Annotated in this window: 19 protein-coding genes; 4 read left to right on the top strand and 15 right to left on the bottom strand. The window is 38.4% G+C overall.

Annotation, left to right across the window (positions count from 1 at the left end; genetic code table 11):
* Nucleotides 1-185 precede the first annotated feature (185 nt).
* The 6 genes from GARC_RS08165 to GARC_RS08140 are packed head-to-tail and all read right to left on the bottom strand — an operon-like array spanning nt 186 to nt 5526.
* Entirely contained in the window at nt 186-818 is a 633-nt protein-coding gene (locus tag GARC_RS08165; RefSeq protein ID WP_007618726.1) for a hypothetical protein, read from the bottom strand.
* Nucleotides 819-823: 5 nt separating this feature from the next.
* Nucleotides 824-1480, bottom strand: a complete 657-nt coding sequence (larB, locus tag GARC_RS08160; protein WP_007618724.1) for a nickel pincer cofactor biosynthesis protein LarB — start codon at nt 1478-1480, stop codon at nt 824-826.
* Entirely contained in the window at nt 1473-2285 is an 813-nt protein-coding gene (locus GARC_RS08155; protein WP_007618722.1) for an adenine nucleotide alpha-hydrolase family protein, read from the bottom strand. Before GARC_RS08155 ends, larB begins: the two co-directional genes overlap by 8 nt.
* Nucleotides 2282-3571 carry a nickel pincer cofactor biosynthesis protein LarC gene (gene larC / locus GARC_RS08150; protein WP_007618720.1) on the bottom strand — a complete coding sequence of 430 codons (1290 nt, stop codon included), beginning with the start codon at nt 3569-3571 and terminating at the stop codon, nt 2282-2284. Before larC ends, GARC_RS08155 begins: the two co-directional genes overlap by 4 nt.
* A 51-nt stretch (nt 3572-3622) precedes the next feature.
* On the bottom strand, nt 3623-4909 hold the full coding sequence (locus GARC_RS08145) for a lactate racemase domain-containing protein (RefSeq protein WP_007618717.1): 1287 nt from the start codon (nt 4907-4909) through the stop codon (nt 3623-3625).
* Nucleotides 4906-5526 (bottom strand): gluconokinase, encoded by a 621-nt coding sequence (locus tag GARC_RS08140; RefSeq protein ID WP_226989082.1) that lies wholly within the window; start codon nt 5524-5526, stop codon nt 4906-4908. The genes GARC_RS08145 and GARC_RS08140 overlap by 4 nt, the downstream gene beginning before the upstream one ends.
* Before the next feature lie 444 nt (nt 5527-5970).
* Here GARC_RS08140 and GARC_RS08135 point away from each other — a divergent pair, with 444 nt between their 5' ends.
* Nucleotides 5971-7104, top strand: a complete 1134-nt coding sequence (locus GARC_RS08135; protein WP_007618711.1) for a DUF819 family protein — start codon at nt 5971-5973, stop codon at nt 7102-7104.
* A gap of 110 nt (nt 7105-7214) precedes the next feature.
* On the opposite strand, the gene GARC_RS08130 is transcribed toward GARC_RS08135, so the two are convergent.
* Entirely contained in the window at nt 7215-8066 is an 852-nt protein-coding gene (locus tag GARC_RS08130; RefSeq protein WP_007618709.1) for an SDR family NAD(P)-dependent oxidoreductase, read from the bottom strand.
* A gap of 543 nt (nt 8067-8609) precedes the next feature.
* Between GARC_RS08130 and GARC_RS08125 the strand changes: the two genes are divergently transcribed.
* Both GARC_RS08125 and GARC_RS08120 read left to right on the top strand, forming a co-directional pair.
* A complete protein-coding gene (locus GARC_RS08125; protein WP_007618705.1) occupies nt 8610-8921 on the top strand; it encodes a hypothetical protein in 312 nt (103 codons plus the stop codon).
* Between the two features lie 96 nt (nt 8922-9017).
* Nucleotides 9018-10661, top strand: coding sequence for a hypothetical protein (locus tag GARC_RS08120; RefSeq protein WP_007618703.1), 1644 nt, complete (start codon nt 9018-9020; stop codon nt 10659-10661).
* A 173-nt stretch (nt 10662-10834) separates the two neighbouring features.
* Here the strand turns inward: GARC_RS08120 and GARC_RS08115 are convergent, their stop codons facing one another.
* From GARC_RS08115 to GARC_RS08090, 6 genes are all read right to left on the bottom strand, one after another.
* Complete coding sequence (locus tag GARC_RS08115; RefSeq protein WP_007618701.1) at nt 10835-12343, bottom strand: aldehyde dehydrogenase family protein; 1509 nt, start codon at nt 12341-12343, stop codon at nt 10835-10837.
* A gap of 53 nt (nt 12344-12396) precedes the next feature.
* Complete coding sequence (gene hisC / locus GARC_RS08110; protein WP_007618699.1) at nt 12397-13482, bottom strand: histidinol-phosphate transaminase; 1086 nt, start codon at nt 13480-13482, stop codon at nt 12397-12399.
* Nucleotides 13483-13576: 94 nt separating this feature from the next.
* A complete protein-coding gene (locus GARC_RS08105; protein WP_007618697.1) occupies nt 13577-15217 on the bottom strand; it encodes a thiamine pyrophosphate-dependent enzyme in 1641 nt (546 codons plus the stop codon).
* 11 nt (nt 15218-15228) lie between these two features.
* Nucleotides 15229-15483 carry a hypothetical protein gene (locus GARC_RS08100; protein WP_007618695.1) on the bottom strand — a complete coding sequence of 85 codons (255 nt, stop codon included), beginning with the start codon at nt 15481-15483 and terminating at the stop codon, nt 15229-15231.
* Nucleotides 15484-15487: 4 nt separating this feature from the next.
* Nucleotides 15488-16645: a nitrilase-related carbon-nitrogen hydrolase gene (locus GARC_RS08095; RefSeq protein ID WP_007618694.1), complete on the bottom strand. Its 1158-nt coding sequence runs from the start codon at nt 16643-16645 to the stop codon at nt 15488-15490.
* A 32-nt stretch (nt 16646-16677) separates the two neighbouring features.
* Nucleotides 16678-18261 (bottom strand): phytoene desaturase family protein, encoded by a 1584-nt coding sequence (locus tag GARC_RS08090; protein WP_007618691.1) that lies wholly within the window; start codon nt 18259-18261, stop codon nt 16678-16680.
* A gap of 281 nt (nt 18262-18542) precedes the next feature.
* On the opposite strand from GARC_RS08090, the gene GARC_RS08085 reads away from it, so the two are divergent.
* A complete protein-coding gene (locus GARC_RS08085) occupies nt 18543-19283 on the top strand; it encodes a FadR/GntR family transcriptional regulator (protein WP_007618688.1) in 741 nt (246 codons plus the stop codon).
* A 134-nt stretch (nt 19284-19417) separates the two neighbouring features.
* Here the strand turns inward: GARC_RS08085 and GARC_RS08080 are convergent, their stop codons facing one another.
* On the bottom strand, nt 19418-20743 hold the full coding sequence (locus GARC_RS08080) for a DUF1329 domain-containing protein (protein WP_007618673.1): 1326 nt from the start codon (nt 20741-20743) through the stop codon (nt 19418-19420).
* A gap of 14 nt (nt 20744-20757) precedes the next feature.
* Nucleotides 20758-22641 (bottom strand): DUF1302 family protein, encoded by a 1884-nt coding sequence (locus tag GARC_RS08075; RefSeq protein WP_007618672.1) that lies wholly within the window; start codon nt 22639-22641, stop codon nt 20758-20760.
* Nucleotides 22642-22653: the final 12 nt, after the last annotated feature.

Below are 22653 nucleotides of genomic sequence, written 5' to 3'. Positions count from 1 at the left end.
GCGCCCAAGAATAGGAAACCATAATAGAGCAACACAGGGATTTGTTGGCTATGACGTTTCGTGAGTAGCGGCACTTGAACAGAAAATATTGTTTGCCACTACAAGGAAGCGACTAAAACACTGCGGCGATGGTGGATCCAAGATCTAGCAAACAATACAAAATACAAACTTGCTTATTTATGTAATTAACTGAAGACCCAATATGCACCTAATCCTATTGATCCAATACCCAACAATTGCGTAAATGCCTTAGCAAGCTTCTCTTTCTTTTGCTTTATATAGACTTGATATGAACCAAAAATATAGCCGAAGCAAAACATGCCAAACAAACAACCTATCGAAAATAAGCTAATGTGCAACAAAAATTGGGTTTCTAGCATATTGGGAAGCAATGCCAGTAAGGGAGCACTTCCTGCAACACCATGCAACATGCCAATGAATAAGGGTGTGTGGTCATGTTTATTTAAAGATCTGGCGGCTAGATCTAATGATTCAGGTACACTAAAGGTACCTTTCCGATGTAGCAATACTAATAATTTTACCCCCAAATAGATGAGCAAAACTCCCACCATTATTTCAGAATAATGAACAAACCAATTAGGTAGCTGAAAACCAATAAAAATCAGTAACATACCTAACAATAATAAAATACCTCCGTGACCAGTCCCCCATTTAAAAGCGTAAGTTAATATTTGCTTATTTTTGTTTTTTTGTTCCGAAAAAGTTGCCATAGCGACTATATGGTCTACGTCAAAAGCGTGGATAATACCAAACATTATTCCGGTTAAGACTGCCGCTAAAAAATCTCCATCAATCATTTTTATTACTCACTAAATTGGTTTAAAATTTTTATTGCAGCATTGGCTGCACCAAAACCATTATCAATATTTACAGTCAATATTCCCGGAGAGCAGGAAGCTAATGCACTACCTAATGCTGTATTTCCCCCTGCTGAAACACCATAACCTACTGATATAGGTACGGCGATTATAGGTGCCCTAACAAGGCCTGCTAAGACACTAAAGAGTGCTCCCTCCATTCCTGCTAACGCGATAATGATCTTGTATTGACGAAGTTCATCTATTTTTTCCATCAACCGCCAAAGCCCTGCGACCCCCAGATCTGCAAATATTGGAGCTTGGTATCCATTAAATGCTAAGGTGCGTTTAGCTTCCATGGCGACCGCCTGATCAGAAGTCCCAGCGCTTACAATACAAACATCATTTTTAGTGGATAATTTTTGCGAACCATTAATTATCGCCGTTTCTGAACACTCATCATAATCAAGCGCATTTTGCAGCTCTAATGGCAAGGCAAGCCATTGTTGTTGCGATAATCGTGTTAACAGTACGGGAGTAGAATTCTCAATATTAAAACGGATGATGGGATGAAGATCTTGTGCGCTTTTATGCAAACAAAACACAGCTTCCGCAATGCCAGTTCTTGCCTTCCTATCTTTGTCCCAAATAAAGTTATCCATTCGTTGCTCCATGGTTTAGTCCATTAAGAAACGCTGAACCTTTTTGATAAACTTTCATACCTGAAAATATTCGGCCTTGATTGGCACAATATTCGCTCAAGTTATAAGATAAAAGCTCTAAGGGGACTTTTTCGGGCATTCTGTCTAACTCAACAAAAATACCTTGTTGAGAAATTCTGCACCTAATATTTTTGAAAGTTGGTAAAAAGTGACGTACTTTTTCTTCAACACTATCTATAAACTTCATGTCATCAGGCTTAATTTTAATTCCAGTCTCGACTCTACTTGCTAAGCAAGGCTGTGAGGGTAAAGCAGACAATTCTGTTAAGCCGTAAAATGCCGCAATCTCATAAATCTCTTTTTTATTAATGCCAACTTCAACGTAAGGGTGCAAAACGTTTTGTTCAGTAGCTGCGGTTAAACCCGGTCTAACATCGCCTAAATCATCAACATTAGTACCAGAGAAAATGATTCCATTGCCATGTTCTGCGACCCGCGTATACAAGTTACTTTTGCAAAAATAACAACGATTCACCGGGTTATTTATATAATTGACGTCATCAAATTCGTTGGCGTCAATCACTTCAAGATCCCATTGGTAAGCTTGTGCATGTGCTTTCACTCTATCTAAAGCTGCTTGCGGTACTGCCGGAGAGAATGCATGCACAATTTTTACTTCAGCGCTAGAAAATCGATTAGCAATGTACGCGAGTAGCATACTATCTATACCACCACTGACGGCTATACAAAACTCTTCAAACTGATTAAAGAAAACAATCAATTCAGCTACTTTTTCATTCATCATGAAGTACTACCTTCACTTAATACTTCTATTTGGTATTTCAACCTTCTACGTTGGTTCAAGGTTTCTAAAGAGCTAAGCTCATCATGTTCTATTTTACAGGTTACATCCCCATTAGGACGAGTCACACTTTTACATGCAAGGCCTTGAACTTGGTAATTATCACGGTGTAGATGTTGCCTTGTTTCAAATCGGTATCGCAAACCAATAGTACTGGTTTGGTTGAAACAGGTATCTATAACATTCTGATAAGATGCGCATGATGCCAACACACGAATGCACTCTACTGAACGATTTTTTTTGCCACGTACTGATAGCACGACAACATCAATAACACCTTGTTGCGCTCTCAATATATCGAGAGATAATGCAAGCTCTTCACCGGTCATATCATCAATATCGAACTCAATAACAACTACCGTATCTGGTTGTTTATCTTGCAGCGAATTTTCTGCGATACTTTTGCTAAAATGTAATGCTCGTAAAATATTTGGCATGCCTGGAAACACTTTAGTCCCTAAGCCATAACCCGTAGCCACTAAGTGCCCTTGAGGCAGCATAGTCATTAAACCGGTTTTCCGTAAATAGTGGAGTATTGCAGCACCAGTTGGCGTAATACGTTCGCCTTTAATATTGTCGTCGAAAAACTCGAAGCCGAGTAATATTTCCGCAGTTGCTGGTGCAGGTACGGGGATAAGGCCATGTTGAGTCTCGGCCAACCCACTACCTAAAGGTAGTTTAGAGCAACTCCAGGTACATTTTGATAAGCCATTAAGAATAACAGCAACAGCTACTACATCCATTAAAGAATCCCAATCTGCTAACTCATGAAAGTGAACATCATCTAGGGTTTTATTATGAATTTTTGCCTCGGCCTTACCAATAATAGTCAATAAGGCCAACGCTATTTCAGTCACCTCGGCTTTTAGGCTACTGCTTCTTAATAGTTCGCATAAATATTTATAAGTCGTTTCATTGGAATGTTTATGATGCTTATGCCCGTGACTATGCTGATGTCCATGATTGTCAGAGGGCCTATGATCATCATCAGGTTTATGCTGTTCAGACTTACAGTCTGCACTGTTAAGCTTCAGACTGAAGTTAAGGCCGCTAATACCCGAGTTTAAGCCATTTGATAAAACAGCTATACCAATACTCTCTGGAATTACCTGCTTAATATTCGAAAGCACCTCAAACTGAAGCGGTTCAAATGCATCCAACAAAGCACTAATAAACATATCGCCAGCAATCCCTCCGACAATATCCAAATGTATATGTGAATTATCCATTGTTACTTCCATAAATTCTTACCGCAGTTCCACTTAAATTACATGGCATCATTAGTTATTAAAGTTTTTTTCCGTTGCCCATAAACCCAAAGCTGGATTACTGACATAAAAAACTTCCTCACCGTTTGCTAATGTATTCCAACCATTTTTTAGTTTGTCTGGGGGGTAGCGTTTGACCATCTCGTCAAAGTGGCAATATTGATAGTTTACTGATTCAACCTCCTCTTGAGTTAAACCATCACCAGGACAATAAGTCACCTTGAAACGATCATTAGTTGTTCCATGAATTAAATGAGCTGCAGCTGATAAGTTTTTCGCTAAATCAGGATTATTTTCAACGGCAACTAAAGTTTCATCGGTAGTTTTATAGCCGAAGGTACGAATTAACTGATCTATAGCCAGATCTTCTCCAAAGCGATGTAACCCTGGTGCTAGGATAATCAGTTCTCCATCATCAGCCATAGCCATACGGGTACGATAGATAGCTTTATTACCCAGCCAGGTGGTTTTAAATTCTGCAGGCTCCAAAAAGACAATAGCTTTCTTAATGGGTTTTGTTAATAAGTTTAAATTTAATTGCTGACTCAACTGGCAAGCTGCTTCATAAGTCTCATTTTGGTTACCACAATAAACACCTTGCAGCGCCAACCTATCGTCCTTTTTACCAAGAACCGTTAAAATAAACTCAATTGGTAAATGGCGTAAGAATTGATCAAACCCTTCATTTAAGGCTTGTCTTACGGGTGTATAAGTACGGCCCATAATACGCTCCATGCCATAGACCGCCCCTAAATAATGAGATTTATGAATAGTATCTGCACCGCCTACCCCAACCAGTACATTTTTAGTGTAATTAGCCATACCAATGACCTCATGAGGTACTATTTGCCCTACGGAAATAATCAAATCCCATGACTTATCTAATATCAATTTATTGACGGCTATTTCCATAGTGCAATTTAATTTATTTTCTGATAACTCGGCTATCCTTTCACTTGTTATCTCACCAAGGACTTCAACATCGGTACGCCAAAAATGAGGAAGAAACCTTTCTTTTGGTATTTCAGTGCCAAACATCGTTTCAATTTCAGCAATAGACATTGGCTCGTGCGTACCTAGAGCTGGTAAAAAGAAAATATCAGCTTGTTCTTTCAACTGTTTATAAAGATAAGTCGAAATGAAACCGGCTTTCGAATAGAAACGGGTAATGTCTGGAGGTAAAATCAGAATCTTTTTAGCATTAATTGCTTTGTGAGCAATAAACTCATCGATAATGCGCGTTAAATCACCATCTGAAATTGTATTCTCAATGTCAACATAGTGGATAGGATAAGTCATTGGTTTATTTCCTTTAAAATTTCGAAAATAATGTTCTCAAGGGTATTATCTAACAACACTGTAATTGCTTGCTCAGGAGGTTCTAATGTACTCAACTGACTTTCCAATAAGGATTCAGGCATAAAGTGTGAACTTCTACTTCTTAACCGTGTCGCAAGTAACGCTTGTGTGCCTTTCAAATAAATAAACTGCACCACATTTTCCGTTGTAGAACGTAAAATATCTCTATAACTTTCTTTTAATGCTGAACAGGCTAAAACAGCTCCGCCCTTAGCTTCCCATTGAGCGATATTTATCGCTAATAGCGATAACCATGGATTGCGATCGTCATCTGTTAAAGGAATACCTTTCGCCATTTTTTCTATACTTTCGGGAAAGTGGAAATCATCTGCATCATAAAATGGTAATGACAATTCTTTAGACAATAAATCCCCAACTGTCGATTTACCTGAACCACTAACCCCCATAACGATATAAATCATATTTTTACTCTTAAAAGTCAAACCGATAATAAACGGTGCAACGAAAACACCGATTAATATGTTAAGTAGTGTGCCTACACTGATTATTGTTCTTCCGATAATACGGTGATAAAAAACAAATTTGACTAAAAACAAACAGTCAAGATTCTTGTTTCAACGTATCTTGTAATAATAAATAAAATGTCTAACAAAAATATATTACACAATGTAAATTTAACTTTATTGACCCAAAATATTGACCATCATTAAAACATTCACAATTTCCAATCAGGCTAAAAAAGCAAATTAAATCCCACAATTAAAAAATAAAGGCTAAAGCCAATAAGATAAATTGCATACAAAACAAACCCGAAAATATAGCACACATCATAAAAAACAAATGCTTAGCAATAATAATAGACAAGTTGAAAATATAAATCAAAAAATAATCATATAATAACAGAACAAGATTATTGATATATAATCCCATGATTGCTAGTATTTCAATTAATAAGAGTAAATCGAAATTCTAGTACGTAACATTAATATTACGTCGAGACTTCGTACATACTGGCCGTAACCTTTGAGGAGAGTAATCATATGTCTTTTATCCCTGGAGACAATATAATGGCTGTTTGTACAGTCATATTTGGCTTAGCCTGGTTTGGCTTTTGGATGGATACTCTCTCAATAGGTCGGAAAATTTCCGGTGTTGTATGGGTTATCTGTACCGGCATTCTTTTATCAAACCTACACATCATTCCCTTAAAGAGCCCAGCTTATGATTTTGTTGGAAGTACATTGGTTCCGCTTGCGATCCCTTTATTACTGTTTAAAAGCAACTTGCGTAAGATATTTAAAGAGAGTGGCAGGGTATTATTAATTTTTTGTCTTGCTAGTCTAGCTACAATTGTTGGCGCAGTTATTGGGTTCTTTATTTTCGATCTTGGCACTATAGGCCCAAAAGTTGCCGGCGTGTACACCGGAGGTTATATTGGCGGAGCAGTAAATTTTTTAGCCGTTTCTCAAGTTGTGGAAATGTCGAAAGACGAATTCAGCGCTGCAATTAGTGCAAGTAGTATCGTCAGTATTATTGCACTAATGGCATTGCTTGCTATCCCAACAACAAAATGGCTGACTCGTTTTTTCCCTTCATTTACAGATAAATCTGTCGAAATGTTAGCGCATGAAAATATAGACGTAGATCATACATCAAGATTTAAACTCACTCATATCACTGGTGCAATTGCATTAAGCTTTGCAATTTGCGCTGTCTCTAAGTATATCGCCGACGCTTCTGGCTTGGGCCAATATACGTTTTTAGTTATTACTGTACTGACTCTACTTATTGCGAATTTATGCCCCAAATTAACGGACAACTTAGAAGGCGAATTTGATACAGGATTGTTGTTAATGTATTTGTTCTTCGCTGTTGTTGGAGCTGGTACCGATATGTCAGTATTTTTAGGTTCAGCTATAGTATTATTTTTCTACGGTATGTTTATTATTATTACTCACCTTACGGTGACATTATTACTTGCAAGATATATGAAACTTGATCTCAAGGAAACAGTAGTGGCTTCTGCCGCCGCATTAGTAGGACCAGCTGTTACAGCGGCGATAGCTACATCTCGTAACTGGCGTACACTCGTTACTCCGGGAATTATGTGCGGCATATTTGGTTATGCTATAGCGTCTTTTATTGGTGTTGCGGTCACAAACTTACTTAATTAAAGCACTCTAGATTATTATTCATCCCAATAATTACCCAACCATTGCCTCTACAAACTGAGGCAATGTCTTAGCGCTAAACTGTCTTTCGGTGAAATTGCTAACTTGGTTTATTATTCTTTAAAGTTAGCCTTTGACCACCATTGCGTATCCGACCAGGTTGAAATTGCATGAGTTCTTTCTTCGGCAGTCATTGTTTTCAAACTACTAAGAACTTTTAAAGCCATAGCACCTGCAGGATAGATAAAGTCAGGTTCATTCGAAGAGATAACGCTCAAAATTATATCTTCAACCTCTGTTCTCCCTATCCCATTAGGATTAGTATTTTGTTTGATATTTGCTAGCCACTCTTTTAACAGTGGCGAGTACGGATTACTTTCTAGCAATTCATCCGGTAGTGATTGAAATAAGTTAGACCCAAAAGAGGCTGGTGCTATGTTACTTACATGGAGCCCGAAAGGTGCTACTTCATGCCTTAAACTTTCTAGAGTACGCTCCATTGCTGCCTTAGAAGCGGAATAATATCCGTCACAAGGTAAAGCAATAGCTGAAGAAATTGAGCCAATACCTATAATCTTTCCACTTAACTGACGACGCATTATTGGTAATACAGCTCTAATAACATTCACCCCACCCCAATAATTCACGTCAAAACACTGTTTACTTTGCTCGTAATTAGTACTTTCAATAGTGCCCATCGAATAGCTTGCTGCATTTAGAATAACAACATCCAATTTTTTATCATGTTTCTCGAATTCATCAAAAACAGTTTGTACTTCATTGGTATTAGTGACATCCATTTGAATGAATTTCGGCGAATTGAACGTCGCGGCTATACTATTTTGAATTTTTCCATGAGTGAGCGATCTTACGGTAGCTATAACTTCATGCCCTTCATTAGCCAATCTAGTTGCCAATGACGCACCTAGACCAGAACCACAACCAGTAATCAGAATACAAGCCATTATTTTTTCCTTAAATAGCAATACTATTATGTTTTGAATTTAATATTCAGTTTCTATGCTGTATAAAAAAACCATTTGGCATCAGAAATCTAAACCTCACTTGTTAATGATCCAGCTTATACCAAGCACTAAAAAAATCAACCAAACGGAAAATATAATCCCACCATTAGAAAGAAAAGATAAAAAACCATTTTATACATTCTTAAATAAATTTAAAAATACAATACAAAAAAAGCGACGCCAGCTTTATTCATTGCATCATAAGTGTATATAACAAGTTTATTGAAAAAGTAGCCACCCAAAAATACAAATTCAAACATAAAAACCACCGTCAAACATTAATGGGATTATTACTTGACATGAATTGTAGTGTCCGTTAGCTTTTAATTATGAAGAATACAGTTTGTGATCAATAAGAATTGAATGAAATTAACACCGCAATCAAAGCTTATTAGAACAAAAAACTTAACATTACTTACCCTTTCTCATTGCGTAATTAAATATAAAAGGCAACGAGCAATGGTTAATACGAGGCTAATATCAATGAAAAACAAACATACTTTTTTGAAATTTAAAGAACTAACGGAAAACGCGTTATTTTGTGATGAGGTTTGTCAAAAACCTCCCCTTACTCAGGTCAGTAATTTTAGAGTAGAAAATGCAGAGCATTGTCGACTTACCGCATTGTCAGAAATTCTTAATATTCCCTATTATGAGTTACTTACCATATTAATTTCGAATGCATTAGGTGATGCTCATGAAGGTTTCTTAAGCGCCTTTTGTAACCACAATGAACGAGATATTTATAATCAAAAACTCAAGCTCAGAGTGAAAGAGCTTTTGTCCTTGAGTTAATTATTTATGGCTATGTTAAAAGACACTACAAATAATTAACTGTGTTTTGGTATGCCATAAAATTTTATAAAAACACTTCCTATAAAAGGTAATACCATGCAATTTTTTAAATCAGTCGCTGTATTAATTATTCTTTTTTTACATAGTAATTATGCATTTTCTATCCCCCAAAAAGAGCCCCTAAATTCGTTTGTTATTATAATACAGCCTATTGTTGTGCAAGGAGACGACGGCAATAACCCAGCCTCAATGGCGCTACCAAAAAATTTGATTGATGAGACATTTTCAAAAGCACATGTGGACCTACACTTTTTAGAACCTATTTTTTACAGTAATACCAAGGCGCGCGATGGAGTAATAGACTTAGATAAAATAGTCAAAATGGCTACAGAGGATGGATTTATTCGTGGCCAAGGCGAGATACTTAATATGTTTTTTGTCAATGAACTCCAGGGAAAAAAAGGACCAGTGGCTCATGGCATGCTGAACGAAAGTTACACTTTTATTGCCTTAGGAACAAAAAAAACTACCGACTCTACAGCAGACATATTGCAGCGAAAACATTTGCAAGCCCTAGTTATTACCCATGAAGTTGCTCAAAATTTAGGATTAAAGCATGCCGTAAATGGCGAAAATGTTTCGAATGATATAGCAAACATCCAAACACAGCAGAATGACAGTGAACGATCCCCAGCGACTTATAGCTTAAATGATTATCAAATTAGAGAGCTAAAGAGCCCATTAGTAAGGCCCAGAATTGATATTCTGGCTGTAAGTGACGCCAGAAAAGCAATCCTCGACGAAACCTTTGAGCCTTACTTCTCAAAACTACAAAAAAGAGAAATTGAAACCTTTATACAAGAAAAATTAACAACATCAGATATTAATGATTTAAGGCGTTATGCTAGAAAAAGGTTTCAGGATGCCGTCCTTCCTTTTAGTGAAACAGAGCGAAATGCGCTTACCTATATTGTTAAAGAGGTGAATGTATTGCTTCTTCAAAATAATATCCATTTAATGGCCAATCATCCTTGGCGATTTATCAAGGTTGATAGCTGGCTTTGTGGCGGTTTTGCCCATACAAGGGGCAGTTTTATTATATTTAGCCAAAAGCATTTAGATTCTTTAACTAAGATTTGGCAAAAGGATATAAATGAGAAAGACAGTTTGGAGCTATTGAGAGAATTTGGAGGCTTGCTAGTTCATGAACAAATGCATGCGCTACAACGAAGTTTTCCATCAAAGTTTGTCCAGTTAAACACTCAGCATTGGGATTTTCAGAAGGCCATTATTGAGTCCGACGAATACATAACGTTAAATCAAGTATCGAACCCTGATGCCCCTTCAGCTGAATGGCTAGTACCAAAACCTCAGCAACCATCAGAGTTTTATTGGGTAAGAACCTTACTTAAAGAAGGAGTTGATCTTCCCAAAATGGGCAAAGATTTTACGGATCAAATATTCACAGTAATCCTTAAGGAAGAGAAATATCAACTTAAAAGAGATTACGATAATCAATTAATAATTAACTCTATAGATGATTTAACCTTCTACCGTGATTCCTACCCTGTTACACGAGGAATAGATCACCCCAATGAAATTTCAGCTTATATGTTTTCTAAAGTATTTCGAGATATGGTCTCTAAAACTAAAGATAAGCCCGAGCTAAAGAATGAAATTGAATTTAATAAATGGATAGAACTAGAAATGAGCAAGCCCCTCAACATAGGGTTAGACTAAGTGCAAATATTTGATTTGATGGTGTTGCCTAAACGAAGGGATTTTCAGAAAGAGAGAATGTAGTTACATAGTGATGACCGATCCTTAGTAAGAATCGGTCATCGGTTAATAACGGCTAGCCATAGTTGTGCTTATGTTACTGGATCAAGGAGTTAAAAATGTCGTTCGTTTTATTATAATTTAACGACTACCGATTTTAATTCAGTATATTGAAGCAACGCCTCATACCCATTCTCACGTCCCCAACCAGACTGCTTGTAACCACCAAAAGGTACTGACATATCTGGGATACCATGGCAATTAACCCACACTAAACCTGCGCGCATTGCTGAAGCCGTAAGATGCGCTTTGCTCACATCTTTTGTCCAAATACTAGCAGCCAAGCCATATTCTGAATCATTAGCCATCTGATTAATGTCATTTTCATCAGTAAAAGTTTGGACCACTAATACAGGACCAAAAATTTCTTCTTTAACAATTGTCATCTCAGGTTTAACGTCAACAAAAATGGTTGGTGAAATAAAGTATCCATCGCCATTATATTCAGGCACGCCACCAGTAATCAATCGCCCTCCCTCTTCTATCCCTAAATGAATATATTTACGGATACTGTTAAATTGACGTTGTGAAATAACAGGCCCCATCCCTGTACTTTCATCGTGGCAAGATCCGACTTTAATTGCTAATGTCTTCTCTTTGATTTTTGTAATCATCGCGTCAAATATATCTTGATGGATAAACAGACGAGAGCCAGCAACGCAGACTTGACCTGCATGGGAGAAGATAGCCTCAACAGCGCCTTGGCTTGCCTCTTCGATATCAGCATCAGGAAAAACAATCATCGCTGATTTGCCTCCTAGCTCTAAGGAAACTTTTTTCAAATTTCCTTTAGCAGCATCAAGAATTTTTTTACCCACACCAGTTGAACCAGTAAATGAAATTTTATCTACGTCCGGGTGCTCTGATAACCATTTACCGGCAGTTTCCCCTCCGCCTAAAATCACATTTAGAACACCAGGGGGAACCCCCGCTTCTAACATTATTTCAGCCAAGCGAACCATTGATAATGGGGTTTCCATAGCAGGCTTAATGATACAACTACAACCTGCAGCAAGTGCCGGTGCGATTTTCCAAACAGCTTGTACCAATGGTCCATTCCATGGAACAATCAGTGCGGCTACACCTATTGGTTCTCTTTTGGTATAAGCGTGAAAGTCTTGCCCTGGTATAATAGATAAACTTTTAGTTGCTCCTTCAACTTTTGTGCACCAACCTGCGAAGTAGCGAAAACAATCTGCAGCAAATGGTATTTCGCCTTGTCGCGCCGCTGAAAATTTCTTACCCGCGTTCAACATTTCTAAGGTCGCAACTTCATCACCATACTCTTCTAATAAGTCGGCTACTTTCCAAAGTATTTTACCCCGTTGACTAGGTGTCATTTTAGTCCAGACACCACTTTCAAATGATTCTCTAGCTGCAGATACAGCAAGATTTACGTCATCATAAGTTGCCACACTAGCATGAGAGATTACGTTACCGGTGGAAGGGTCAATAACTTCTGAATTTTGCTGATCAGATGAACACTGCCAACTACCACTAATTAATAATTTTTGTGTTGTTTCAAGACGCGACTTAACTTTATTGAATTGTGCGCTATTTATCTCATCAACCTGATTATTCAATGTATTTACCCCTTTGTGTTATCCCAGACAAGTTAAATCATTATAGGTATTGGTTATTGATTCATGTATTCAGTTAATGCATCAACAACTGCCTGGTTTTCACTTTCAAAACCAACGGTAATTCGCAAGAAGTCATCATTATTTCCTGCAGGACGAGGAATAATGCCTTTGGATTGCAGAAATGCGCCTGCTTCAGAAGCCATTTTTCCTTCGACACCTTTAAAATTTAACAGGTAAAAATTTGCAACACTGGGTACAACTTCAATACCTAACTGTTGCAATTTATCAGTAATATATTGCAATGATTTTATATTATGTTGCTTAATATCGTTTACATAACCAGTCTGTTTAACTGCTGCTGTTGCCGCTGCCATCGCTGGAGAATTTGCATTAAACGGTGTTCTAATACGTTGAATTAGATCATGTATTTCTTGAGAACTGTACATCCAACCGATTCTTAGTGCCGATAACCCATATATTTTCGAAAACGTCCGAGTCATGACGACATTATCAAATTCTTCAACTAAATCGACCCCATCACTAAAGTCTTCTTTATCAACATATTCTGAATAAGCATTGTCTATTAAGAATATGCAATCTTTAGGAAGGCCAGCATGTAATCTACGTATTTCTTCATCTGAAATATAGGTACCTGTGGGGTTGTTTGGGTTAGCAATAGTACAGAATTTCGTTTTATCTGTAACTCGCGCTAACAATGCGTCGACATCAACCTTAAAGTTTTTCTCTGGAGCAATGACTAGTTCAGCTCCTTGAGCTAGGCAATGAATATTGCTCATAATAAAGCCATTTTCACTAAGTAGTGCTTCATCACCTACTGACACATATGCTCGTACAACCAATTGAATTAATTCTTCTGATCCGTTACCACACATAATCTTACTTTCGTTTAGATTAAAGGTTTGAGCAATTGCTTCTCTGAGGCTAGTTTGATTTCCATCGGGGTAACGATTCAATGAAAATGAAGTTTCCCTGAATGCAGATAAAGCTTCTTCACATGCACCATGGGAAGATTCATTTGACGAGAGCTTAATTGGATTTTTAATACCATCGATATTACTTTTACCCTGTTTATAGGCATTAATTCGTAGTATTGAGGAGTTTGGTACTGGATTAGTCATAGTATTTATCCATTTTAAATTAGATTAGCAGTCCGTGCACAGCGAAGATAATGCTTAAAGTACTGTGCAGTGGACCACATAAACTAGGAAGTGCTTATTTACAAACTTCTTTTCTATTTTGTGGCATCATCAAAAATGGCCAAGGTGCAGGGAAGAACTCATTAAGTTTCACTTCTATTATTGCAGGACCATCCTGTGCAAAGGCTTTTTGAATGGCGGTTCTCATTGATTCTGGATCTGTGGCTAAATACCCTGCTGCACCAAAGCTTTCAGCTAACTTAACAAAATCAGGATTATGAAGATCTGAGCAGATGATTCGACCATCAAACCATTCTTTTTGTTGACGCTGTACATTAGTAAATCTACCGTCATTAAAAACAATTGTAACCAATGGCAATTTATATTGAACAGCCGTGGATAGTTCTTGTACGTTAAACATAAAGCCACCATCACCACTAATTTGAATAACCCTTTTATCCATATTACCGGCCATAACACCTAGCGCTGTTGCATAGCCATAGCCCAATGTACCTTGATAACCCGCGCTTATGTGTTGACGAGGCTTATAAACTGGAAAGCCGTACCAAGATACAAAGCCAGTTTGTGTCACTTCATCGACAAAAATACCATCACGAGGTAACTCCTCACGTATAACATCCAAGTAAGCCATTTGTGGACCAACTTTTTCTCGGATTTCAGCATCTACAGCAGATTTAAGTTCAGTTAATTCAGCTTCTCGTGACGTTGCTTGATGGTTATCTTGTTCAATAAGTTGCTTCATTACATCAAGAACAACCCCTGAATCACCAACAATACCCACTTCTGGTACAGTGATCCGTGTAATTTGTTTAGCATCGATATCGACTCTGATAATTTTTTGCTCATCATCAGTTCCCCACATAACAAGTGGCCAATGTAAACGAGTACCTATAGCAAGCACAGCATCTGCTTCGCCCCACAATCGATGTCCCATTGGGAAGTTGGCGCTTAAATAATGCTCACTAGAAACAATCCCTTTACCACTACGACATGCCATGACAGGAGCTTGCAAACGTTTTGCGATTTCAAGAACTAGCTCACTGCATTCCAACGCTCCAGAGCCGACTACAATCATTGGCTTTTTAGCATGTTTTAAGATACTTACCGCAGACTCAATTAAGTCTCTATCTACCGGTTTTTTATCATGTACAACAGCAGGTATTAAGCCTACTTCTGTTTCAAGTCCCATCATATCCATCGGCATTTCAATGGCCACTGGCTGTGGGCATCCAGTCGTTAATTGCTTAAATGACTCTGCAATGACTTCAGGCGCATCAGATGGGTGATTAATAGGTGATTGCCATTTAGTTATATTGCTAATCATGCCAAGCTGATCATCAATTTCATGCAGATCACCGTAACCTTTACCAATGCCTGTTGATGCAATTTGCCCAGAAATACAAAGTACCGGACTATAGTTACCCCATGCAGTACACAATGCACCAGTAGAGTTTAACAATCCTGGGCCAGGAACAACGGTATACACCCCAACTTTACCTGTTGATTTTGCGTAGCCATAAGCCATATAAGCAACACCTTGCTCATGGCGACTATGAATAAGACGAATGTCATCACCTTCATGGTACATAGCATCGAAAAGGTGATCTAACTGACCTCCAGGTAGCCCAAAAACAGTATCGACACCGTTCAGCTTAAGTGATTTTATGATGGCAACTGCGCCTGTCATTTTTGTCATTATTTATTACCTTACTTTTTTGCTGCTCGTTTAGCGGCATGGCGCTTGCGATAGCGAATTAAAAAAAATGGAAAGAAAACGATGTAAGCCCAAAACATAGGCACTTTGAATGCCTTACCAAGAGCACTGACTACATCATTTGGGCTAACATAAACCTTACTTTGCATCTTCGAATCTTTATGGCTGTGGATAATGAGATGATCTTTCTTATATTCAAAGTGACCGAATTCAAAATCAATATCTGCCAGTTTACTGATAACTTTCATAATATTATTTACTCTTCTTTAATCGACCTGTTTCCTGAGCATAGTCAATTCGGGATTGTAATAATTCTGAGATATCTTCCGGTTCATAGCCAAATGGAGGTGTGAATTGGCCTCTTGCATACAAGTCATCGAATACTTCTTTACAAACAGTAATTTTTTCTACAAGTGCTGTAGGCGGCTTTCCAGATGGAAAACGATTCGCTGGATAAATGGGATTGGTATACATTTCCCTGAAGCCTTCTGTTCGAACATCAATCCAATTATTGTGGTTGATCTTAGTACGGTAATGACGCAACGCTTCAATATCGACCGTCACAGCTAGAACCTGTTCACTTGGATATGGTGCTTCAGCCATCATTACGCCTTTATAATCAATACCAAAGGAATGACCAGGGCAAAAAGCTTTAGGGTAGTATTCATAATTTACACTGCCCCAGTTAGCTCCAAATAGGTAACACATATTGTCATGTGCACGAGTACGACGAGTAAACTTCCAAAAATCCCATGGCTCTGAAACACCTTCAAATTCTTGTATTGCACCCGGATGACAAATAACTTCTGCACCGTTATAACCTAATGCACGACTTACTTCAGGTGTACAACCATCATGACAAGTCATGGTGCCTAATTTCCCAATTTCAGTATCAATAACAGGAAATAGATCTTTAATACTACCGCCAAAGTGCTCACAATATTCATCAAACATATCATGTGGACTTGTACCAAGCCCTAATGATGCATTGATATGCCATTTGTGATACTTAAGTACCACGTTGCCACAAGGACCAACAATAAAGTTAGTGTTGAACCAACGGCCAGGAAATTCTTTGACTTCCTCTACCACGCCACCACCACAAATATACAAACCATATTCTTTGGCAATTTCACCTAGTTGATCAATTTCAGGCCCAGGAATTGTTACGGCTCTTTTCATTGCGTCTTTAATTTTAGTTTCGCCTTTACCTGGAGTACCTACGCCTTGCATAAAGTATTCAGGTAAAATCACCAGTTTTACTGGTATTTCCCAGTGATATCCAACGCCAAAATGAATAAGGTTTTTAATCCTATCTAGGTTGATTTGAATCCCGGCTCTATCATCAACGACTGTTACTTCTGGCTGTATTATCAATGCCGTATAAGGTTCTACTTTTTTTCTAGCCATTATTTCATTCCTCAAAATTTGCCAATTGTCTGTTAAAAATCAAAATCATCTTCTTCACGCTTAATACCGAGATCATATAAAATCTCGTTTGCCGCAATAGTACCCATTCCACAAATACCACCACCTGGATGGCAAGATGGTCCGGTCATATAGAACTTTTTGATTGGACCACGATATTCGGCATAATTTGGGAATGGACGGAATGCACCCATTTGAGCAAGAGACCTTTCCCCCCCAGTAGTGACTCCTCGGTTGAATGAAAGGTTTGCACGCGCTAGCGTTGGTCCTGATTCAACATACTCTCCAAGGATATTGTCATCTTCCATATTTGTGGTGTAATTACGTAACTGCTTTAAAAGTACGTCACTACAATAGTCAGGAGCTAGCTTTTCCCAATCATCTCCAGACGCCAAATCTACCGGAACAAAAGTATCCATAATTAAAGTATGTTTTCCTTCTGGTGCCCGTGTTGGATCCATTTGACTCCAAGCAGCTGTCCATAAAAATGGATCTGTAGGTGCTAGGCCAGCAGCAATTTCTTGATACTGTTTATCGATATCAGCAACACTGCCAAAAATCCGCTGAAATGCGGTTTTATCCATTTCGCTACCATTTTTAAATTTTGGTGCTTCATCTAATGCATAATGCACTCGCGCAATGGTGATATCGCCAAATTTGAAGTTACGGACCATTTGTTTAAATCCACTAGGCAACTCATCATCATCAAAGCCATCTAGATAGGTTTGGAAGGGATCAAGAGCACTAACCACAGCCCGGCTAGCAGTAATATCTCTGCCATCTGTGAGTTTTAAACCTACACACTCGCCGTTTTCTACTATGAATTTTTTAACAGTAGCACCGGTTAATACCGTACTACCTTGAGCTTCAATATAAGATTTCATTGATTCTGAAAGCATGCCACTACCACCTTCAGGAATTGATTGCCCAAAGTAATGAATACTTGGGATCATCACCGAAAATGCAGCTGCGGTGCCTAATTGGTCTGGTAATGTTTGCGGTGCCATTGCCCAGCCAAGAATAAATGCACGAACATGATCATCATCAAAATTTTCTAAGGTAAATTGACGTGAACTGAGTTGATAATCTCTTAGCCTTTTTAAACCTTCAGGGTTATTTTCAAGACCTTGATATAAATAGCTTGGAGGCGCTGGTGGTGAAAACATGCTTTTCACAACACCATCTTGAATTTCACCAAACTCCTCATAAATTTCACGGTAGCGCTGTGCATCTTTTTTAGAATATTCAGCTATAGTGTCACAAGTTTTATCGACATCTTTATAGACAATAATTCCTTGTCCAGCTGTTTTATTTGGGTGACCAGTAATGTGATCATCTGAGTAAATATACTTAAGGCCATGCTTTTCAAGTTCAGGTCGTAATTTTTGAAAATCAGGGTTTAAATGGATCCATACATGTGAGGAACCAAACTGATCATGTTTAAATCCAGGCTTGGTAAGTTCACGAGTTAACACACCGCCGCCGACCCAGTCATTTCTTTCAACGACACAGACCTTCAATCCGTTCTGAACCAGTAAAGACGCACAAATCAGGCCATTGTGGCCTCCTCCAGCTATAATCACATCATAATCAGCCATACTTGCAACCCTTCTTCAATAATTGTTAATGAGGTTAGAGCTACAAAGCAATCAATTAACCCCACCTATAAGATTTAAAGATATTATCAATAATCCCATTAATGGTCAACGGTATAAATTAATAATTAAATAAACCTAATCAAAACAGTAGTTATAGTATGAACACATAAAATAAAACCCCAATTAATCCCACCAATAATGATTATTTTTCAATGTTAATGACACAAAACATATAGTTAGTTACAATGTGATCATTAGTGACTAAGAAAAAGAAGTAAAAAATGACGGATCATGTGAAAGGGAATGTAAAAACCACAGGGCTCCCAATACCAAGAGGCCAAGCCAAACATGTTGTTGAAACATTAGGTAAGAAAATTTCTGCTAATGAATATAAAGAAGGTGAGACATTACCTATAGAAGCAGAATTATCCGCAATGTTGGGTGTTGGACGTAATGCATTACGTGAAGCAGTAAAAATACTGTCTGCAATAGGATTTTTAACAACAAGTCCTCGAAGCGGAACCAAAGTTGCACCTCGTACACAATGGAATATGTTAGATCAACAGGTCTTAGGCTGGCATGCAGATCCAGATATTGCGACCGAAGCCTTTATGGTGGATTTAATAGAGGTAAGGCGAATAATCGAACCTGAAGCAGCAAGATTGGCAGCAGAAAGAGCAACCAGAGAAGATATTGCCAATATAATGAGCGCATTCGAGCAAATGAAAGTGAATAAAGATAATCACGATAAACGATTAGAAGCAGACATTTTATTTCATTCCCTCATTCTGATGGCATCTCACAATCCTATATTAAGTCAATTCAAAACAGCAGTTTCCACTTACCTAAAAGCGCATGTGAGATTAGGTCAAGAGCAAACTAATGAAGAAATTGAATTAGATTTAGAGCACCACCAAGAATTAGCTTGGGCAATTGCTAGCGGTAAAGCAGATAGCGCATATAAAATTGTCACTGAGATCCTGGGTCAAAATACGAAACATTTTTTAAGTTTAAATAAATAAATTTTATTATTTTTACTAGAAAAGCAAGATCTACGCAGTTCGATGGGAACCTGTAACAGATTTTTCTGTAACTACCATTGTTAAATATCGTAAGCAGGGGCTGCCTATTTACAGGCAAGCCCCTGTGGTCGAGATTAGCTACCAGTGGCCCTTAAGTGCTGTACACTAAACATGCTGGGAGGAGATAGTTCTGGGTCGACTTGGCCTTTAAACTGGCCGGTTGTACAATGATTAGCTTGTACGTCGATCATACTAAAAGCATCATCAATAGACACCCCAGACCCTTTGTTTGCGGGTAAATGATGGTCAGGATGTGTTTGCCCAATTGTAAATGTTTTCCACATAGTACCTTTACGATCATATGAGACTGTTCTGGGAATAGTGAACGTTTGTGCATCCATAAAATGTACACGTTTAGACAAAGGATGTGATTCATTTACTGGCATTGCTTCTACTTCATAGACCTTACGTAATTGCCAAGTAATATTTGGGAAACAATCACCTTTGCCGCTAAATGCTACAACTTTATAACCATCTTCGTCTTCATGTGTTTCATTATCTAGGGTTAAATCATTGTGATTGAAGAATGGCATTAACATGTAACGAGTGCTTTTATATTTCCAGTTCATATCAGAAATTCGACCGTTATAACCTTCAAAGTCTTCTATCATTAAATCAGACCCAAGAAAAGCGTCTGTAACCTGTCCAGTAGCTAAGCGTCTTACCCTTCGCTGAAAACCAAGATACAGCCACGAATTATCGCGTTTTAAATCGTCTGCGGCGCGATGGATTAATAATTGCGTATTTCGCACATCATCCGGTGCTAATACTTGAACGTAAATAGAACGGAAAAGATCCGATGGATTAGGAATAATTTCAGGTGTGGGTTGTTGTATGACCCGCCCCTTGAAATTAAGAAAGTGAAAGTTGAATTTAATAGTGCGCTCAACCTTTGCAGATTCCATATTTTTATATTTCCAATAAAAAGGTGAAATTGCAGCACTATCTCCCCAGTTATAGCCATACTTATAATTCCAAGCCAGTTTTTCACCAGCACGAGCATCTTCATTACTAGGCTCTGCAGGGAAAGGTCTACCTGCTTGCCAACCAATAATTTCACCAGTCTCCTTACCCAGCTGTACATTACCGTATCCTTTCGCACTTGCATCGATATAGCTTTGATGTAGCTCCAAGGATGATGTATCTCCCACAGTTATAGATGTCCACCCTTTTTCAATAAAAGAGTAGAACGCAGGATCAATAATGTCTTTAAACTCAGCAACATTAGACTGATCAATGACAAGCCCTACCGACAAACCATCAAATGCAGGTTTACTGTTTGCATATGGAAAAAATGACGCCTGAATAACCTCATCTAATGCCAAAGCAGGCGACGCTATTAAACTCGAAATGCTCATTGCGGCTGCACAGATTTTTGTTCTTAAAATTAACTTTTTCATTTTTTGATCCTCTATTAAAAACTGTAGCGAACTGAAAATTGGAGTTCATCTTCTTTTTGAGCCATTCCTATTGGTCCAGATTGAAAACGACCTAGGGGTTCGAAGCCTTGCAGACCCAAAGTGGAGCCCTCATCGTGCTCATCAAACGCAGCGGTAAATGGTGAGAAAGGGTTACAAGTTCGACAGTCGTCGAATTTTCGGGCTCCAGTGCCTAATTTGAAGTTTACGCCTCCGGTCAGTTTGAGATTATCTGAAAAAATCCATTCAACAGACATCGCTATCGCCGTTGCTTCGGCTCTAACGTCGTGGGCAACTATCAATTGAGGACTTAATCTATCATTCATCCACCAGCCTTTTATCAGCATAGTTGCTGTCCAATTTTCTTCCCAATCAGGGATACCTGCAGCCCCTAATAAACGCTCTTCACGTTGATGATCCAAAATGTGCTGACCAAAAATTTGGCCTGAAAAAAGAAACGCCTTACTGTCATTCAATAAAGGAATAAAGATGTTTTTATCAACGCCTATTACGTAACGCAGTACATTTGATTCGGAATATAAATTTTCTTTTAGTGTATTTGCAAACTCTTCACCAGAAGTGTGTGCTGCTTCAAGTCTAAATACGGTATCAATACCTTGAGAATAATAATCCATTGAGCCTCCCAACAACTGCACACGAGGGAAGTGAATATCAAAAGCAATTAACGCTGGCCACGCAGCCACCTCGCCAGTAAAGGAGTTTTGAGCAGGTATCCCACCTCGTAATGAAGGCATTTGTGAACGATAGTTTAATGCATTTAGTGAGAATCCTAGGTCACCCAAAACACCTTCAAATTTTAATCCAACCTGAGTGTTTGAAAGGCTCCAGCTCGGCATCTCTGCTTGACGTATACCTATTTGGCCCGGTCCAAAATCGGTAGCTACTACCCCTCCCGCGAAATTAGCGACCGTACCTCCATTCTCCCATAAGGTATTCATGCCTCTAAAGAAACAACCGGCATCCAGAATGACATTGGGTTGACCACATTGGCCCAAATCATTCGGACGAAATCGATCAAAATTCCATATTAACTGAAGGTTTAGGTCATCAAATGTCTCCGTCGCTCCCATTCGATAATCAGTTTTTAAAATCCACATTGGAATACGGATATCTTCTAATTCGTCATAAATGTTGTTACGCGAATAATCGACTGGATTAATAACATCGAGAACTCTAAATAAATCAGTACGCCCCCAAATTACCTGCTGTTTACCTAACCGAGTACTGATAATGTTTCCATTATCTAGATTTAAATCAAAGTCGAAATATAGTTCGCGAATAAAATCGAGACGATCATTGAGCTCTTGAAACCTTAACTCATCAATATCTCGGTCAAGATAGCCATTGAGACACCCGCGTGAATCAGTATCACAAGGGCGTACTGGTACACCAAACGCAACGCCCCCATCTGTAGGGTGAAGGTGTTCACCTAGTACTAACATCCCCTCATTTGGATGATTTGCAGTATCAAAGGTAAAAGGTAAGGCTAAACCTTCGCCGAAAATAACGGTAGAGCCTGGGCCCTCAATTGTATTCTCTAAAGATATCGCGCCTCCAGCTTGGTTGCCGAAGTCATCCTCATTTAAGTCATAAACACCGTCGTAAGTAACACGAAAAGTGCCATTAACTGACATATTGCTGAGTGATCCTGTCGATTTGAAAGATTTTTCAGCCTCTATTTGCAACGTATTACGAAATTTAGATAAACCAACGCCATCTCGGATATATGTCGCATTTTCGAAATAACCATTTACCCTAGCTTCCTTGGCAAAGGATACTTGCTGAAATACAGGCCACAGGGCAAGGCCCAGTGCTACTTTTAACATCATAAATTTCATGTTTTGTGTATTTTTACGCATGCTTAGTCCTCA

The organism is Paraglaciecola arctica BSs20135, from assembly GCF_000314995.1.
GTDB lineage: Bacteria > Pseudomonadota > Gammaproteobacteria > Enterobacterales > Alteromonadaceae > Paraglaciecola > Paraglaciecola arctica.
This window is presented reverse-complemented; position numbering and strand designations above follow the sequence as displayed.

Excerpts from the sequence above, each read along its gene's own strand:
- GARC_RS08105 (WP_007618697.1), bottom strand. The coding sequence starts at position 15,217 with ATGACAAAAATGACAGGCGCAGTTGCCATCATAAAATCACTTAAGCTG.
- GARC_RS08095 (WP_007618694.1), bottom strand. The coding sequence starts at position 16,645 with ATGGCTAGAAAAAAAGTAGAACCTTATACGGCATTGATAATACAGCCA.
- GARC_RS08135 (WP_007618711.1), top strand. The coding sequence starts at position 5,971 with ATGTCTTTTATCCCTGGAGACAATATAATGGCTGTTTGTACAGTCATA.
- GARC_RS08080 (WP_007618673.1), bottom strand. The coding sequence starts at position 20,743 with ATGAAAAAGTTAATTTTAAGAACAAAAATCTGTGCAGCCGCAATGAGC.
- GARC_RS08145 (WP_007618717.1), bottom strand. The coding sequence starts at position 4,909 with ATGACTTATCCTATCCACTATGTTGACATTGAGAATACAATTTCAGAT.
- larB (WP_007618724.1), bottom strand. The coding sequence starts at position 1,480 with ATGGATAACTTTATTTGGGACAAAGATAGGAAGGCAAGAACTGGCATT.
- GARC_RS08090 (WP_007618691.1), bottom strand. The coding sequence starts at position 18,261 with ATGGCTGATTATGATGTGATTATAGCTGGAGGAGGCCACAATGGCCTG.
- GARC_RS08120 (WP_007618703.1), top strand. The coding sequence starts at position 9,018 with ATGCAATTTTTTAAATCAGTCGCTGTATTAATTATTCTTTTTTTACAT.
- GARC_RS08165 (WP_007618726.1), bottom strand. The coding sequence starts at position 818 with ATGATTGATGGAGATTTTTTAGCGGCAGTCTTAACCGGAATAATGTTT.
- GARC_RS08100 (WP_007618695.1), bottom strand. The coding sequence starts at position 15,483 with ATGAAAGTTATCAGTAAACTGGCAGATATTGATTTTGAATTCGGTCAC.
- larC (WP_007618720.1), bottom strand. The coding sequence starts at position 3,571 with ATGGATAATTCACATATACATTTGGATATTGTCGGAGGGATTGCTGGC.
- GARC_RS08075 (WP_007618672.1), bottom strand. The coding sequence starts at position 22,641 with ATGCGTAAAAATACACAAAACATGAAATTTATGATGTTAAAAGTAGCA.
- GARC_RS08130 (WP_007618709.1), bottom strand. The coding sequence starts at position 8,066 with ATGGCTTGTATTCTGATTACTGGTTGTGGTTCTGGTCTAGGTGCGTCA.
- GARC_RS08085 (WP_007618688.1), top strand. The coding sequence starts at position 18,543 with ATGACGGATCATGTGAAAGGGAATGTAAAAACCACAGGGCTCCCAATA.
- hisC (WP_007618699.1), bottom strand. The coding sequence starts at position 13,482 with ATGACTAATCCAGTACCAAACTCCTCAATACTACGAATTAATGCCTAT.
- GARC_RS08155 (WP_007618722.1), bottom strand. The coding sequence starts at position 2,285 with ATGATGAATGAAAAAGTAGCTGAATTGATTGTTTTCTTTAATCAGTTT.
- GARC_RS08125 (WP_007618705.1), top strand. The coding sequence starts at position 8,610 with ATGAAAAACAAACATACTTTTTTGAAATTTAAAGAACTAACGGAAAAC.